Source organism: Bacillus mobilis, assembly GCF_001884045.1.
GTDB classification, from domain to species: Bacteria; Bacillota; Bacilli; order Bacillales; family Bacillaceae_G; genus Bacillus_A; species Bacillus_A mobilis.
Window position 1 is genome coordinate 29947 of sequence record NZ_MACF01000130.1, and the last position, 16409, is coordinate 46355.

The following is a 16409-nucleotide window of genomic DNA, read 5'->3' on the forward strand; positions in this document are numbered from 1 at the left end:
TCAAATTCCTTACAAAATTGTAACCTTTCTATATCCAAATTTATGCTAAAATGGTACGAGCTACATGCTAATAACGATGCGAAGGTGATAATCTATATGAAGAAAATCTTGTCTATTTTACTAGTGTTTTTATTGTCAATTTCTTCCTTAGGAGTAACAACATCCCATGCGGAAGAAAAAATACACATTGAGGCCGCTGCTGCACTTCTATTTGATGCAGATACAGGAAAAATACTGCATGAACAAAATCCAGATGAATTGCTAGCTATCGCTAGTATGTCAAAACTAATTGTTGTTTATGCTGTATTAGAAGCAATTAAAGAAGGAAAAATCACTTGGGATACAAAGGTAAACATTTCTGATTACGCTTATGAAGTTTCACGTAATAATGAATTCTCTAACGTTCCGTTTGAAAAGGGACGTCAGTATACTGTAAGAGAATTATATCATTCAATCGTTATCTTCTCTGCAAACGGATCTAGTATTGCCTTAGCAGAACTTCTTGCAGGAAGTGAGAAAAACTTCTTAAATCTTGCAAATGAACATGCAAAAAAACTAGGGTTAAAGAAATATAAATTTGTTAACGCTACGGGGTTAAACAACGCTGACTTAAAGGGAAAACATCCTGAAGGAACAGATCCAAATGGAGAAAATTCCATGTCAGCTCGCGATATGGGTATGCTTTCAAAAGCAATGATTACAAAGTATCCAGAAATGCTAGAGGATACAAAACAAAGATTTAGAAACTTTCCAGATAATCATCCGAAACCAATTCGTATGGAAAACTGGAACTGGATGTTACCAGGTGCTGCTTTCTCTTATGAAGGAACAGATGGTTTAAAAACTGGTAGTTCTGATACCGCTGGATACGGATTCACTATTACAGCAAAACGTGGCGACTTACGCCTTATTTCAGTAATTATTAAAACAAAATCAATGGACGAACGTTTCACTGAATCTCGTGCATTAATTGAATATGGATTTAATAACTTTGAAAAACAAAAATTAAAAGTTGATAAGCACAATACAATCTCTGTAGTAAAAGGTAAAGAAGATCAAGTAACTGTTGCACCTGAAAAAGAAATAACAGTCATTGCGAAAAAGGGTGACAAATCACCTTACAAAATTTCTACTGAAGCGGATAAATCACTCGCTGAAGATGGACATTTAGTCGCTCCTGTTAAGAAGGATGCAAAGGTAGGTTCCATCGTTCTAGAACCGACTGATAAATATGGATTCTTAGATGGAAATAAAAATATGAAAGTTACTGCAAAAACGACAGAAGAAGTTGAAAAAGCAAATTGGTTCGTATTAACAATGCGCTCTATTGGAGATTTCTTCTCAAACTTATGGTCTAAAGTATTTTAATGATGAAAAGCTAGCTCACGCTAGCTTTTTTTATTTTCCTCCCTCCATGTAAAACTTCGTTTGGTTGTCATATCTGAGTCCTTTTTCTCATACGTATGAACTAGTAATTGTTACACACTCCATCTAGAGATAAACCTCTTTCCACAAGGTATTCCAAAAAGAGAGGTGACACATAATGGGCGTTATTGCTTATAACGAAGAAGATGTAAAGTTGTTAGCTAGGCTGATGCGTGCTGAAGCTGAAGGAGAAGGTCAACAGGGGATGTTGATGGTCGGAAATGTTGGGGTAAATCGTGTCCGCGGAAATTGTTTAGACTTTAAAAAAATACGTAATTTACGTCAAATGGTTTATCAAAATCCTGGTGGTTTTGAGGCAACACAAAAAGGGTATTTTTATCAACGTGCAAGGGAACAAGATATCGCTTTAGCAAGGCGAACGATTCAAGGACAACGTTTTTGGCCTGCCAATTTTGCTTTATGGTTTTTTAGACCGGAAGGCCCTTGTCCATCAACTTGGTATAATCAACAAAACTCTGGTCGCTTCAAAAAGCACTGCTTCTTCCAGCCATCTGGCGAAGATTGTCCTAGCGTATATTAAGGATTGATAATGAGGAGGGATTTTTGAATGGCACAGCAACAAAACCCGTATTACGGAACAGGTTTCTATCAACCATCTGGAACTTATGTACAACCGCAGCAAATGACTCCACAACAACAGCAACAACAGCAAGCAATGCAACAACAAGCGGCGCAAGCTCAATATGCTGTTTCTCAAGGCATGTTACCATTAGAACAATCCTATATTGAAAATATCCTTCGTTTAAACAAGGGTAAGCAAGCTACGGTTGTAATGACTTATGAACGTGGTAGCTCACTCGGTACCCAATCGTATACAGGTATTATCGAAGCAGCTGGTCGTGATCATATTGTAATTAGTGAGCCACAATCAGGGAAACGTTTTTTACTATTAATGATTTACTTAGATTATGTGGAATTCCCAGAAGAAATTACGTATTTACCTAGTCAACAAGCAACTTATGCTCCAAGACCATAAAAAAAGCTGGCATATGCCAGCTTTTGTTTTTTATAACCCTTTTACAACTGCAGTTCCGACTAAGATCCACGCTACGATAAAAGCTACACCACCAAGAGGTGTAATTGGGCCAAAGAACTTAATACCTGTCGTACTTAATGCATACAAACTGCCTGAAAACATAATAATCCCAGCTACCATAAGCCAGCCAGCAGTAGTTAAAAGTGATGATTGAATTTTATCCATTAATAAAGCAACTACGAATAGTCCACCTGCATGAAACATTTGATATGTAACACCTGTTTTCCAAACTTCTAACATTTTTGCAGAAACTTTATTTTCTAAACCATGTGCTCCAAAAGCCCCTAAAGCAACAGATAGCCCTGCTGCAATACAACCTAGTAAAAAGAAAATTTTCATCTTAATTCCCCTTTTTTTACCTTTATCATAAGCAATTTTTTCATATAAGCCAAACGATTTATCTTCTAGAAATCAAATAAAGAATTACCGTTTGCACCTTCTTCTTTTATATAAACAGGCTCTCCAGAAACCGGCATAACTGGTTGAACTGTCGTCATAGGCTGAGATCCAATTACTTGCGATGGAATCTCAGGTTCTCTATACATAGAAGGCTCAGCTTGTTCATCTAATAATAAATCACATAACGCTCGCACAACTAATAAATGCGCTTTTGATTGTTGTCCTTCACTGCTTTTTGCCTTTGCAATTTCATTCGCCATTTTATTTAAAATCTTATCGCTCGATATTTGCATTCCTTGTCACCTCATACTTTGTAGTTCTTTCTCAAATTGTCCCAGCTTCTCTACTGAACCAAACACTATTATCATATCATGTTCTTGTAGTTTTTCCTGCCCAGTCGGATTATGTATAACATTCCCATTTCTCAAAATCGCTAAAATTGTTACATCAAATTGATTTCTCACATCGCTCTCTAGTAACGATTTACTAGCTAAAATAGAGCCCTCGCCAACTGCAATTTCTTCAATTACAAATGACTGCTCCACGCCATACAGTACTGTATCAATATAATGAACTGTTAGTGGATTCGCAATACCTTTTGCAATATGAATTCCTGCCATGCTAGATGGATTAATCACCTTATTTGCCCCAGCCCGCTTCAATTTGTCTTCAGTTTCTGGTTTTTCTGCTCTTGCCACAATTTTAATTGCATCGTTTAATCCTCTTGCCGTTAATGTAATAAATACATTTTCAGCATCATTTGCTACGATGGCAACTAAACCAGCTGCCTTCGAAATTCCAGCATGATGTAACACTTCGTCTTCCGTTGCATCTCCGTGTACATACAAAAGTTTTTCCTTCTCTAATATGCTTTCATCTTTATCCACAACGACAAATGGAATTTTCTTTTCTTGCAATTCATGTACAACTTGAAGCCCTACTCTACCACAACCACATACAATAATATGATTTTGTAACTGTGCTATTTGCTTATCCATCTTCTTCCTCCGCACTGCATGAAATAAATTCCCTTCAATAATCATAGCTGCCACTACACCAATCGCATACGTAACAATGCCGACTCCAACCGGTATGATAAGAAGCGCAAAAACTTTTCCTGCCTTTGTTACAGGAACAGCATCTCCATATCCAACAGTTAATACAGTAATCATCGTCATCCAAAATGCTTGAAACAAACTAATCTCTTCGATCGCCATAAATCCTAACGTTCCTAGAATTACAACGAAGGTCATACATATAACGGCTATCCATAATTGCTTACGTGCATTCATATCGTGTTTCAACTCTTTTCTCTATCTACAATCTTTGCCAGTGCAAATGAAATACATATATACTAGATACGGAATCTATGAAAGAGGTTGATATAATGAAAACATTTCTTTCCGCCTTACAATGGGCGCTATTTATTTTAGCTGGGAGCCTTATTGTACCAATTAGCGTCGCAACTAATTATGGTCTCGATGGCGCTGAAGCTATTGCATTCGTACAAAGAACATTATTTGTTCTTGGCTTTGCTGGCCTACTGCAAGCTATATTTGGGCATAAACTTCCTATTCAAGAAGGTCCAGCAGGCCTTTGGTGGGGGATTTTCTCCCTTTATGCAAGTTTAGGTGTCGTATTATTTGGATCCAGCAATGAAACGCTGAAAGTCCTTCAGTATGCCTTCCTATTAAGTGGAATCATTTGTATTATTCTTAGCGTTTTTGGACTCATCGATAAACTAGTTCGCTATTTTACACCGACAGTCATTGGAACATATTTATTTCTTCTTGTCGCGCAACTTAGCGGTTCCTTCCTAAAAGGAATGTTCGGCCTTGACGGACAACATACAGAAGTACAAGCTAACGTATTTATTCTTTCACTCATTGTTATTTTACTATCCTTTTTCATCATGAAGCTACCTATTATTGGACAATATTCCGTTCTTTTCAGTATCGTCTGCGGCTGGATATTATTCGCATGCTTCGGATTATCTAATCCAGTAACGCCTGTGACCGATATAATCCGTTTTCCGTCTCTGTTTGTTTTCGGAATGCCTCGTATTGAATGGAACATGGCAATTACGGTAGTTTTCGTTACACTATTACTTCTAACAAATATGTTGGCAAGTATTCGCGTTGTCCAAAAGATTGTCTCTAAGTATGAAAAAAATGCAGCACCAGATCGCTTCAAACAAGCCGGCATTATAACAGGAATCAATCAATTGCTAGGGGGTCTTTTTTCAGCTATTGGACCTGTCGCCATTTCTGGATCAGCAGGCTTTATCGCAACGACTAATATTTATAAGCGACTCCCATTTATGTTAGGATCAAGCTTTATTATTCTCGTTAGTATATTCCCGAAGATTACTTCATTCTTTGCGGCAATCCCTGTCGCAGTCGGATATGCTGCCATTTATCCTGTATTTGCAAGCATGATTGGTCTTGCCTTTCGCGAATATGAAACAGTACAAGATAAAGAACGATTGTTTAAAGTAGCAGGTCTTTCAATCTTTACAGGAGTCGGGGTTATGTTCGTTCCAGCAGGGGCATTTTCTACGCTCCCACCATTTTTAGCATCGTTTTTAAGTAACGGTCTCGTTCTTGGATCTGTAATGGCAATTTTACTTGAAATACTATTTTCTCGTTCAACAGAAAAACAACCATCGTAAATTGGAAAACTTCCATTATTGCACTCTATCTTTAGAGTTGTTACGATAATGATAAAGTGAAAGCTAATCAGGCGTTAGCGATATAAATTATCATGGGCAACATGCTCATGGTAATTTATACTAACAATATAGAACTTTTCCTAACTTCATATGAAGAAGTTCGATGTCTTACTATATATTCCCCAATATCTTCATAAAACTTTATTTCTATTTCAACAAAGAGAGGAATTTTCAATATGACTTATAAAATGATTGTTTTAGATTTAGATGATACTTTATTACGTGACGACCATACTATTTCACCTCGTACGAAAGAGGCTCTAATGACTGCACAAGAGCAAGGTGTAAAGGTTGTACTTGCTTCTGGACGTCCAACGTTTGGTATGCGCAATGTAGCGAAAGAACTTCGTTTAGAAGAATACGGCAGTTTCATTCTATCTTTTAATGGCGCAAAAATTATTAACTGTAAAACAAACGAAGAAATCTTTAGTAGTACGCTATCTCCTGAAATCGTTCACAACCTATTTGAAATTAGTAAAACTGAAGATGTATGGATTCATACTTATATGGGCGATGATATCGTAACGGAAGAAAATAATCCTTATACTGAAATTGAGGGCGATATTACTGGTATGCCAATTGTTGTAGTAGATGACTTTAAAACTGCTGTTCAAGAGCCTGTAGTAAAAGTATTAATGAATAAAGAGGCCGAACGCCTTGTTGTAGTAGAAAAGAAACTACAAAAACAACTAGAAGGCCAATTAAGCGTGATGCGTTCGAAACCATTCTTCTTAGAATTTACTGAAGCCGGTGTTACAAAAGGAACGAGCTTAAACAAACTGATCCAAAAACTTGGCATTAAGCGTGAAGAAGTTATCGCAATGGGTGATAGCTATAACGACCAAGCGATGATTGAATTTGCTGGTCTTGGTGTTGCAATGGGAAATGCACCAGATGATATTAAAGAAATTGCAAACTACGTAACAGATACAAATATGAACGATGGCGTTGCAAAAGTAGTTGAGAAATTTGTACTAAAAACCGAAGTACTTGTTTAATATTTTCATTCACAAAACCTATTTGAAGTCAAATACTTCAAATAGGTTTTTATTTAAATTACCACGTTTTTGTGACTATATTTTGAACTTTGCACTATTCTCGTAGTGTAAACTTTCTTTTTGTATATAATGAAACAAAATAGACTATTTTATTTTGAAAAAGAATACAAATTTACTATATACAAGCATACGTTAAAGGAGGCTATTTCATGTTATCTACACCGATCGGACGATTAAGAGCAATCGGCTTAATTGAGGGGATTTCTTTCCTATTACTATTATTTGTAGCAATGCCATTAAAATATTTCGCAGGATTTGCAACAGCCGTTAAAATTACAGGTATGGCTCATGGTGTTTTATTTATTCTATTCATCTTTGCGGTAATTCAAGTAACAATCGTACACCGCAAATCAATTGCATGGGCACTTGGGGCATTTGTTTCATCAATTATTCCATTTGGCACGTTTGTACTAGATGCAAAATTAAAGAACGAACAACAATAACAAAAAGGTAGTTAACAACTGTTAACTACCTTTTCTATTTATAGATTTGGAATTTCCCAATCAATTTCTCTCTCACCCATATTAGCTAAAATCGTATTTACTTTAGAGTATGGTTTACTACCAAAGAAACCACGTCTTGCTGATAGTGGGCTTGGATGTACAGATTCGATAATATGATGCTTCGTATTCGTAATTAACTTTTTCTTCGCCTGTGCATGACGTCCCCACAATATGAAAATAACTGGGGTTTCACGTTCATTTAATAGCTCAATTACACGATCTGTGAAATGCTCCCATCCTTTCCCTTTATGAGAATTCGCCTCACCTTGACGAACTGTTAATACCGTATTTAATAATAAAACTCCTTGTTCTGCCCACTTTACTAAATAACCGTTATTCGGGATTTCATAACCATATTCATCTCGGAGTTCTTTATACATATTTAACAATGACGGTGGCGTTTTAATACCGGGTTGTACCGAGAAGCTTAAACCATGCGCTTGATCCGGTCCGTGGTATGGATCTTGTCCTAAAATAACGACCTTTGTATTTTCATAACTTGTATACTCTAGAGCACTAAAAATATTTTCTAGCTTCGGATACACAACATGTGTACTGTACTCTTCTTTCAAAAAACCAGCCAGCTTGTGATAATATTCTTTCTCAAATTCTGGCGCCAATAAAGAACCCCAATCATTTTTCATGCGTTCACTTCCTGTCCAATTAATTCACCATATCCTGCTTTGTAAATACTACAAACGAAATAATAAGGGACACAACAGCCCAAACAGTTAAATTCATTAAAGAAAACCCCATCGATAACCCTTGTAATGCAGGTAATTTCCCTGATAGATAATCTGTTAATGATAAATTCACACTAAAAATATATTTCGCGCCTTCCCATGATGTTGCGAATGAGCTTAAAATACCACCTGCGATTAATGCCGCTAACATAACGCCCATACCAGCTGGTGTATTTCGAATTAAAACAGAGACCATAAACGAGATAGTTCCGACAACGATAGCAACAAACCAAGCTAATCCATATGCCATCAAGATATATTGCCACTGCGGAATAAGATGTACAAAATTCGTATTTAACGTTTCCTTATCAATAACAAACCCTGTTAAAACAGGTAAATTCCATCCCGAGTATCCAAATACAAGCCCTGATAATACGTAAGCAAACAAACCGACAAGGAGCAGTATAAGTGAAATGAAAAATAACATCGTCACGTACTTACTAAGAAGTATTTTCCAGCGCCGAATCGGCCGCGTAAGTAGCATCTTCATCGTTCCATCACTTCGTTCTCCTGAAACAATATCAATAGCGACAATCATTACAAGCAGCGGAATAAACAATGTAATTCCTTGCTCAATAAACGCCCTTACAAAAGTCGGTGCGCCCGGTGCCATCGGGTTAATATCATGATCTAAATAATATTGTTGCTGCTCCACTCTTACCTTCAGCCAATCCCGCCATTCTTCCGGTAGTCTAGAATTGTTCAAGCGGTTTTGAGAATCAACAATTTGTTGTTGCAACGAAACTTTCCAATCCGTTGTACCTAGCCTTTTTTGTGTCGTTTCTATTTCACGATACTGCGCATACACAAAGAGCGGGATTAAGATGGCTAAAATAAGCATGACAACAAAAATACGTTTCTTACGATAAATTTTCTCCGATTCATTTAAAACTAGATTCGCAAATTCACGCATGCTGCTCACCCCTTGTGAGTTCAATAAATAAATCTTCTAGCGTAAATACAAGCTCTTTAACACTATGCACATCCACCCCATGTTCTACAAAATGTTTATTCCAATTACTTATAGATTTGATATCCATACGGCATAGTAATCGATTACCTTCTATGCCTACTTCTCTTACTTCCTCAGCATCTTCTAGCATATCTTTCGCCTTAGAAATCGGTGTAACAATCCATTCTACACGATCACTTGCTGTTTTAATTAACTCTTCAATCTTGGCAACTGTTATCATTTTTCCTTTATGAATAATCGCAACCCGATCGCATATCATTTGTACTTCGCTTAGCAAGTGACTTGAAATAAACACACTCATATTTTCTTCTTTCACAAGCTTATGTATAAATTCCCTAAGTTCTCTAATTCCAGCTGGATCTAAACCATTTGTTGGCTCATCTAATATGAGCAATTTTGGATTTCCAAGAAGCGCTTGCGCAATGCCAAGGCGCTGTTTCATACCGAGTGAGTACGTTTTTACTTTATCGTGAATTCTTTCATCTAAATGAACCATTTGAGCAATTTCAATAATACGTTCATCTGATATATTACCTAACATACGGGCAAATTGTTTTAAATTCTCCCATCCCGTTAAATATGTATACAGTTCAGGGTTTTCAACGATACTCCCAATTTGACGCATCGCTTCTCTGAAATTTTCCTTAATAGAATAACCACCGATAGAAATTGTACCCTCTGTTTCTTTAATCAATCCAACTAACATCCGAATAGTAGTTGTTTTTCCAGCGCCATTTGGTCCTAGGAAGCCAAACACTTCTCCTTGCTTTACATCGAAGGAAATATTCTCTACAATAGTCTTCTTTCCAATTACCTTCTTCACGTCTCGTACAGAAAGTATCGTCGTCATTTTACCCCTCCTTGTTCTAGTTTTAATTTACTCGCAACATTTTGAACTAATCGGTCCGCCATATATGTATACCCTACTTCATTCGGATGGAAATGATCGGAGTATAATAAATCTTTCCCGCGGTTTTGGAATAAATCAAATGTCGGTGTAATATAAACACTTTTATTATTTAGCGCTAACTTTTCTAGAGATGCATTCCAGTCTACAACAATGTTTGATGATCCTTTTAAATCTTCTACATCTTCAAAAGGATTGTATAAACCAAGCCAAAAAATAGGACTATCTGTATTGAACTTCCGAATTTCTTCTATAATTTTCTTCGCTTCATTTTGGAACGTTTCTGTATCAGGACGGTATGTTTCTAAATCTATCTTTCCGAGTGATTCCCATCCTGGAAATAAATCATTTCCTCCTATCGTTAAAACGATTACATCTGCTTGCTTAATTGAATATTGAGCGCCACTACTCTCCATTTGTTTTAATAAGTCGGGCATTTTTGCACCACTAACAGCTAAGTTAGTTAAAGCAACCTTTTGCTTATAATCTTTTTGTAAATCTTCTTTCATCCGTCCAATATAGCCAATTCCTTCTTTATCACCAACACCGCGTGTTAATGAATCACCTAGACTAACAATTTGTAACGCTCCCGTTTTCTTTTTCTCTTTTGCCACTACATCGGTCTTTTTAATTAAATTTGAAGCTTTCGGATTTAACACATCATTTACACCTGAAACAAAGCCATATGCAAATAAACAGAAAGATGCAATTGTGATGAGTAGAATTACTTTTACTACTTTTGATCTCATATCAAAACCCCTTTTACCCCTCATAGATTGTCCATAATTATACCAAACGCAATTTTGAAAAGCGATTTTCACACCTTGTCTATTATGTTGTTTCCCTATGTACTAATTCTGGCAATAACTCTACGTGCTTTACATCTATTTTCTCATCATTAATCTTTTCATATAATAATTCGAATGCCTTCACACCAACATTTTTACTACAATACGAAATCGTCGTAATGCCTAAAATATCTGCCACACCTTGATCATCACAACCAATAATCGTAATATCTTCTGGAATACGAATGCCTTGTTTTTTTGCTTCCGTTACCATTCCCGCTGCAATGTGATTGCAAGATACAAGAAACGCTGTCGGTTTTACTGACATACGGGCCCATTCCCTAATTACATTACGCCCATCCTCCACCGTAAAACAGCCTTTAAACTTCCAGTCCTCTATCGGTGTTACAGCAATCGGTTGAAGCGAATCCTCATATGCTTGTTTTCTTCTCTGGCTATTAATGCTATTACTTCTTCCAATGCAATACCCAATACTTGTATGGCCGGCATCTATTAAGCTCTTCATCCCGCGCGAAAAGACTTTATAGTAATCAATATGCACACTCGAAATGAAATTCGAATCTATTTCTTCACACATAACAATTGGACCAAATTTCGTATATTCTTCAAGCTTTTCCTTACTATTCGCCCGGGAGCATATAATAACCCCATCAAGCTTTTTCATTTTTAACATATTCAAAATTTCTAATTCTCTTTCCTCACTATAATTCGTCTGACAAAGCATCATATTATAATTATTTTTTGCTGTTTCCTTTGATATTCCCTCGATAATAGCACTATAATATTGATCATTTACGTGCGGTAATAAAACGCCAATGACATTCGTTTTTCCTTTCACTAAATGAATTGCATTCACATTTTGCGTATAATTTAATTCTTCTATAATTGCTAAAATTTCTTTTCGTTTCTGTTCATTCACATATGGATGATTATTCAGTACACGTGAAACAGTTGAAACAGATACCCCAGCAAGTTCAGCAATCTTTCTTATATTCGTCATCTCATTTTCCCCTTCTCTGCAAAAATTCTCCCTTGACCTGGTAAGCTTTCCACAATATATCCTTTCCTAGCAAATACATTTTGAAAGGATATACAACTATGCTTCGATTCAGATTAGAATATATATTTTTCATTGGTGGTCTACTTACTCTCGCCATCGGTATTAATATGATGACGACAATTACTTCCTTTGGACTTAGCCCTTATGATTCCTTCTTTATTGCACTATATCAAAATTTCGGGATAAGTATCGGTTTTTGGATTTTCATGATTAATTTTGCATTTACACTTATCGTACTCTTTTGGAATAAAAAACAAATAACAATTGGTACCATTGTAACGATGGTTCTTATTTCGCTTTTTGTTGATTGGATTGGTTCCATTACAACTATTATGGACGCTATCCGCTCTCTTCCAAAATATATAACACTTATTTGTGGAAATCTATTTGTTGGAGCTGGGATTGGTCTTTACGTCTCTACAAACCTTTGCGCGGCGCCTCAAGAAGCTTTCGTTTTGACGGTTGCTGAGAAAAAGAAGTGGACATTTAGAAGAACAGAAATTTCGTTAGCGTTTTTATTTTTAACATTAAGCTTCCTATTAGATGGACCTATCTATTTTGGAACAATCATCTTATCTTTTACAACAGGCTGGATTATCCAAGCATTTATTCAAGTTGGTACGCAAATTTTAAATAGAAAAAAACCTATTAAGCAGGCTGCTTAATAGGTTTTTTATTAGGGGAGATGCTACTTTGCATCTCCTTCAATTCGGTAATTTGCTTTCAGACAATCTATTTCTTCATACCCTTGCAACGTATGTAGAATATAATCATAATCAGCAAGAGATGCACGATGCGTTACAATTACAATTTCAGCTTTTCCTTTCTCTTCAAGTGGCATTTGAATAATCTTTTCAAAGCTAACACCACGCTCAGAGAACAATGAAGTAATTTTTGCAAATACACCAATTTCATCTTTTACATGAAGTCTTAAAAATTTCTTCACAACAATTTCGTCTGGCTCTTTTAATACCTTTTTATACTGCGGGGATACCGCGCTATTTCCGTTTACACCTAATCGAATATTTTGCATGACAGCTACTAAATCCGAAACAACAGCTGTTGCTGTTGGTAAACTTCCTGCACCCGGTCCATAAAACATCGTTTCCCCGACCGCTTCACCGTACACATATACAGCGTTATATTCGTTTTGTACGGCCGCAAGAGGATGTGTATTTGGAAGTAGCGTTGGTTCAACTGTAACTTCTAATTTTTCACCATCTCGCTTCGCAAGACCGATTAATTTAATCGTGTAACCTAAACTCTTACTGTATTCAATATCTTCTTCTGTAATAGAAGTAATTCCTTTTACCTTCACATCTCCAAGCTCCACATTTGTAGAGAAACCAAGGGTAGCCAAAATCGTCATTTTTCTTGCTGCATCTAAACCTTCCACATCTGATGTTGGATCTGCTTCTGCAAATCCAAGTTGTTGGGCTTCTTTTAACACGTCGTTATATGCTCTCCCTTCATCTGACATTTTCGTCAAAATAAAATTTGTCGTTCCATTTACAATTCCCATTACCTTCGTAATAAGATCTGAAGAAAGTCCTTCTACGATACTTCGTAAAATCGGGATTCCTCCGGCTACACTTGCTTCATAAAACAAGTCTGCTTTATTATCTTTTGCTACCGCTAAGAGTTCCGCCCCATGTAACGCCATTAAATCTTTATTGGCAGTTACAACATGCTTTCCACTTTGTAAAGCTTGCAAAATATATGCTTTTGCATCATCAATGCCACCCATCACTTCGATGACAACGTCAATGTTCGGATTATCTAAAATTTCATTTGCATCTTGTGTTAATAGAGTAGAAGGTACCTCTACTTCTCTCTCTTTTTCAATATTTTGTACTAGTACTTTCGTTACTTTCACGGGACAACCTACTTGGTGTATGAGTCTCTCTTGATGATCTGTAATAATACGAACTACACCGCTACCAACTGTCCCAAGACCTAATAAGCCAACTTGAATTTCCTTCATAATACTGTCCACCCCTCAAAAATCGTGTTTAGATGAAATTATATGAGTAAAAAATCTGAAAAACAATGTTTTTTGAACATTCGGAAAAATATAAGTTAATTTTTACAAAAAAAACGTTGCCACGTGTTACACAATCTTTTTTTATAATACATAAGGGGTTTCTTGATACACGTAATAATTCAGCCAATTAGAGAATAATAGATTCCCATGACTTCTCCACCTTACAAGCGGTTTCTCATTTGGGTTATTATGCTTAAAATAATTTTTCGGCACATCAATATTTAACCCTTTGTCGCGGTCTCGTTCGTATTCTTCTTTTAACGTATCACAACTATATTCACTATGGCCGAGCGCAAACACTTGTCTTCCTTCTTGCCCAATAACAAGGTGAACACCCGCTTCCTCAGAGTTTGCTAATAATGTTAATTCTGTCACCTCTCTAATATCACTCTCTCGCACTTCTGTATGACGAGAATGCGGGGCAAAAAACAATTCATCAAACCCTTGTAACAATTTCACATGTTGCTCACAGACTTCATGTTCAAATACACCGAACATTTTTTCCTTAAGAGGATACTTTGGAACGCCATAATGATGATACAAACCAGCCTGTGCCCCCCAGCAAATATGAAGCGTAGATGTTACATTCTTTTTTGAATACTCCATAATACGTTTAAGCTCTTCCCAATAATCTACCTCTTCAAAAGAAAGAGTTTCAACTGGTGCTCCCGTAATAATCAATCCATCAAATTTCTCATTCTCAATATCACGGAATGTTTTATAGAAGCTCGTTAAATGTTCCTGTGCTACATTACGGGACAAATGTGATTCCATATGAAGTAAATGAACATCTAATTGCAACGGCGTGTTGCCAATTAAACGAAGTAATTGCGCTTCTGTGTCTTGCTTTGTAGGCATTAAATTTAATATAGCAATTTTCAATGCCCGGATATCTTGTGTTTCTGCTCGCTCCTTCGTCATTACAAAGATATTTTCCTCCTGCAACACTTTGCGAGCTGGTAAATCTTTATCAATTATGATCGGCATGTTCTTTGCCTCCGACTAGCGCTGCTTCTAAATCTGCAATAATATCAGAAACATCTTCTATACCAACTGATAAACGAATTAAATCTGATGTAACGCCAGCTAGACGCTGATCTTCAGCACTTAATTGTCTATGCGTTGTGCTAGCAGGATGTATAACGCAAGTTCGTGCATCCGCTACATGCGTTACGAGAGTTGCTAGTTTTACATTTGCGATAAATTCTTTCGCAGATTCTAATCCGCCCTTAATGCCAAATGTTAAAACACCACTAGCACCTTTTTTCAAATACGTTTGTGCTAACGAGTAATTTTCATTACTATCTAGTCCCGGATAATTCACCCATTCAATACGTTCATGGTTAGCAAGCCACTTAGCAACTGCAAGAGCATTTTCACTATGACGCTCCATTCGTAAATGCAGCGTTTCTAAGCCAATATTGCTAATATACGCATTGAATGGGCTCATACAGTTTCCGTAGTCTCTTAATAATTGAACACGTGCCTTCACAATATAAGCTGCTGCACCAAAATTTTGAACGTAACTTACGCCGTGATAACTTGGATCCGGTTCAACAAGTTCAGGATATTTCCCATTTGTCCAATCGAAGTTCCCTCCGTCAATGACAATACCGCCTAAAGAGCTTGCATGACCATCGATATATTTCGTCGTAGAATGAACGATAATATTTGCCCCGTGCTCAAATGCTTGGCATAAATAAGGTGTCGCTAATGTATTATCCACGATAAAAGGTACTTCTAACTCTTTCGCTGCATCTGAGAATTCTTTGAAATTTAAAACGTTCATCGCTGGATTTCCTAGCGATTCTGCATAAACAAGCTTCGTCTTATCATTAGCAAGAGCCACGATTTCATCAGCAGTTAAATTTGGATTAAAGAACGTAACATCGATACCAAGCTTACGCAAACTCACCCCAAATAAATTAAACGTCCCGCCGTAAACTGTGGAAGAACAAAGCAAGTGGTCTCCGCTACTACAAATATTTAAAACAGCAAGCATAATAGCAGCCTGCCCAGAAGCCGTCGCAACAGCTCCTACACCACCCTCTAACTCCGCTAATTTTTGCTCAAATGCAGCTAGAGTAGGATTTCCAATACGCGTATATATATATCCTTCTGCCTCTAAATTAAATAGTGCTGCTAAATCATCCGAAGTATCATATTTATACGTTGTACTTTGATAAAGTGGCAAAACACGCGGTTCACCATTCTTTGGTGTATAGCCACCTTGCACACAAATTGTTCCTTTTCCCCATGATTCTCCCATCTCTCATTCTCCTTTCTTCTATGCAAAATAAAAAAACTGCTCCTTTCCTGAAAACAAGAAAGGAGCAGTTTGAAAACACGCTCTAAAGGCTCTTTCTTATCTCTCAGGATTTATTACCTGCAGGATTTGGCACAATTCCGTTATACGGCTGTTGCCAAGGTTTCATCGGGCCTGTCCCTCCACCTTTTCTTGATAAGACTATGCAATTACCGTTGATTTTATAGCAATAATTTCCTAATGTCAATCAGTTTTTCTGAATGTTCTAAATTAACTACAAAGGATTTGACATACATAACAAAAGAAATATATTCCATATCCCTTTGAAAAAGACCTTTTAAAACCCACGATTACTATATAGAATTAAGTAAGTAGTTTAACTGTATACATTTCAAATTCTCACGAGACCCCAATATATTGAATAAGCCAACCTC

Annotated in this window: 18 protein-coding genes and 1 riboswitch; of the genes, 7 read left to right on the plus strand and 11 right to left on the minus strand. The window is 36.7% G+C overall.

Going from position 1 to position 16409, the window contains the following annotated elements:
* The first annotated feature begins 90 nt into the window (after nucleotides 1-90).
* The 3 genes from BAQ44_RS25210 (at nucleotide 91) to gerQ (ending at nucleotide 2422) form a co-directional block, all read left to right on the plus strand.
* Nucleotides 91-1368: a serine hydrolase gene (locus tag BAQ44_RS25210; RefSeq protein WP_116758416.1), complete on the plus strand. Its 1278-nt coding sequence runs from the start codon at nucleotides 91-93 to the stop codon at nucleotides 1366-1368.
* Nucleotides 1369-1543: 175 nt separating this feature from the next.
* Nucleotides 1544-1966, plus strand: a complete 423-nt coding sequence (gene cwlJ, locus BAQ44_RS25215) for a cell wall hydrolase CwlJ (RefSeq protein WP_000538161.1) — start codon at nucleotides 1544-1546, stop codon at nucleotides 1964-1966.
* A gap of 27 nt (nucleotides 1967-1993) precedes the next feature.
* Complete coding sequence (gerQ, locus tag BAQ44_RS25220; RefSeq protein ID WP_000068647.1) at nucleotides 1994-2422, plus strand: spore coat protein GerQ; 429 nt, start codon at nucleotides 1994-1996, stop codon at nucleotides 2420-2422.
* 30 nt (nucleotides 2423-2452) lie between these two features.
* Here the strand turns inward: gerQ and BAQ44_RS25225 are convergent, their stop codons facing one another.
* The 3 genes from BAQ44_RS25225 to BAQ44_RS25235 form a co-directional block, all read right to left on the minus strand.
* Complete coding sequence (locus BAQ44_RS25225) at nucleotides 2453-2821, minus strand: DUF423 domain-containing protein (RefSeq protein ID WP_000688322.1); 369 nt, start codon at nucleotides 2819-2821, stop codon at nucleotides 2453-2455.
* A 65-nt stretch (nucleotides 2822-2886) separates the two neighbouring features.
* Nucleotides 2887-3174, minus strand: a complete 288-nt coding sequence (locus BAQ44_RS25230; RefSeq protein ID WP_001167358.1) for a YwdI family protein — start codon at nucleotides 3172-3174, stop codon at nucleotides 2887-2889.
* Nucleotides 3175-3180: 6 nt separating this feature from the next.
* A complete protein-coding gene (locus BAQ44_RS25235) occupies nucleotides 3181-4173 on the minus strand; it encodes a potassium channel family protein (RefSeq protein WP_071724440.1) in 993 nt (330 codons plus the stop codon).
* Nucleotides 4174-4268: 95 nt separating this feature from the next.
* On the opposite strand from BAQ44_RS25235, the gene BAQ44_RS25240 reads away from it, so the two are divergent.
* The 3 genes from BAQ44_RS25240 to BAQ44_RS25250 all read left to right on the plus strand — a co-directional run bounded on the left by BAQ44_RS25240 (nucleotide 4269) and on the right by BAQ44_RS25250 (nucleotide 7113).
* The gene (locus BAQ44_RS25240; protein WP_063262371.1) at nucleotides 4269-5552 is read left to right on the plus strand and encodes a purine/pyrimidine permease; all 1284 of its coding nucleotides are present in this window, start codon (nucleotides 4269-4271) and stop codon (nucleotides 5550-5552) included.
* Nucleotides 5553-5788: 236 nt separating this feature from the next.
* On the plus strand, nucleotides 5789-6610 hold the full coding sequence (locus BAQ44_RS25245) for a Cof-type HAD-IIB family hydrolase (protein WP_071724442.1): 822 nt from the start codon (nucleotides 5789-5791) through the stop codon (nucleotides 6608-6610).
* Nucleotides 6611-6819: 209 nt separating this feature from the next.
* Complete coding sequence (locus tag BAQ44_RS25250) at nucleotides 6820-7113, plus strand: DUF3817 domain-containing protein (RefSeq protein ID WP_061680068.1); 294 nt, start codon at nucleotides 6820-6822, stop codon at nucleotides 7111-7113.
* Between the two features lie 38 nt (nucleotides 7114-7151).
* On the opposite strand, the gene BAQ44_RS25255 is transcribed toward BAQ44_RS25250, so the two are convergent.
* From BAQ44_RS25255 to BAQ44_RS25275, 5 genes are read right to left on the minus strand one after another with little or no spacing between them, the layout of a single operon-like run.
* Complete coding sequence (locus BAQ44_RS25255) at nucleotides 7152-7817, minus strand: uracil-DNA glycosylase (RefSeq protein WP_071724444.1); 666 nt, start codon at nucleotides 7815-7817, stop codon at nucleotides 7152-7154.
* A gap of 19 nt (nucleotides 7818-7836) precedes the next feature.
* Entirely contained in the window at nucleotides 7837-8829 is a 993-nt protein-coding gene (locus BAQ44_RS25260) for a DUF2705 family protein (protein WP_001206484.1), read from the minus strand.
* A complete protein-coding gene (locus BAQ44_RS25265; RefSeq protein ID WP_063262374.1) occupies nucleotides 8822-9739 on the minus strand; it encodes an ABC transporter ATP-binding protein in 918 nt (305 codons plus the stop codon). The genes BAQ44_RS25260 and BAQ44_RS25265 overlap by 8 nt, the downstream gene beginning before the upstream one ends.
* Nucleotides 9736-10617, minus strand: coding sequence for an SGNH/GDSL hydrolase family protein (locus BAQ44_RS25270; RefSeq protein ID WP_116758415.1), 882 nt, complete (start codon nucleotides 10615-10617; stop codon nucleotides 9736-9738). The genes BAQ44_RS25265 and BAQ44_RS25270 overlap by 4 nt, the downstream gene beginning before the upstream one ends.
* Nucleotides 10618-10627: 10 nt before the next feature.
* Nucleotides 10628-11605, minus strand: a complete 978-nt coding sequence (locus tag BAQ44_RS25275) for a LacI family DNA-binding transcriptional regulator (protein WP_071724447.1) — start codon at nucleotides 11603-11605, stop codon at nucleotides 10628-10630.
* A 98-nt stretch (nucleotides 11606-11703) separates the two neighbouring features.
* Here BAQ44_RS25275 and BAQ44_RS25280 point away from each other — a divergent pair, with 98 nt between their 5' ends.
* Complete coding sequence (locus BAQ44_RS25280; RefSeq protein WP_063262377.1) at nucleotides 11704-12330, plus strand: YczE/YyaS/YitT family protein; 627 nt, start codon at nucleotides 11704-11706, stop codon at nucleotides 12328-12330.
* A gap of 23 nt (nucleotides 12331-12353) precedes the next feature.
* Here BAQ44_RS25280 and BAQ44_RS25285 read toward each other — a convergent pair whose 3' ends face one another.
* From BAQ44_RS25285 to BAQ44_RS25295, 3 genes are all read right to left on the minus strand, one after another.
* Nucleotides 12354-13649, minus strand: coding sequence for a homoserine dehydrogenase (locus BAQ44_RS25285; protein WP_000659102.1), 1296 nt, complete (start codon nucleotides 13647-13649; stop codon nucleotides 12354-12356).
* Nucleotides 13650-13790: 141 nt separating this feature from the next.
* Complete coding sequence (metA, locus tag BAQ44_RS25290; RefSeq protein ID WP_071724449.1) at nucleotides 13791-14696, minus strand: homoserine O-acetyltransferase MetA; 906 nt, start codon at nucleotides 14694-14696, stop codon at nucleotides 13791-13793.
* Entirely contained in the window at nucleotides 14680-15978 is a 1299-nt protein-coding gene (locus BAQ44_RS25295; RefSeq protein ID WP_071724451.1) for a bifunctional O-acetylhomoserine aminocarboxypropyltransferase/cysteine synthase, read from the minus strand. The genes metA and BAQ44_RS25295 overlap by 17 nt, the downstream gene beginning before the upstream one ends.
* A 93-nt stretch (nucleotides 15979-16071) precedes the next feature.
* Nucleotides 16072-16177: riboswitch (SAM riboswitch) on the minus strand.
* Nucleotides 16178-16409 lie beyond the last annotated feature (232 nt).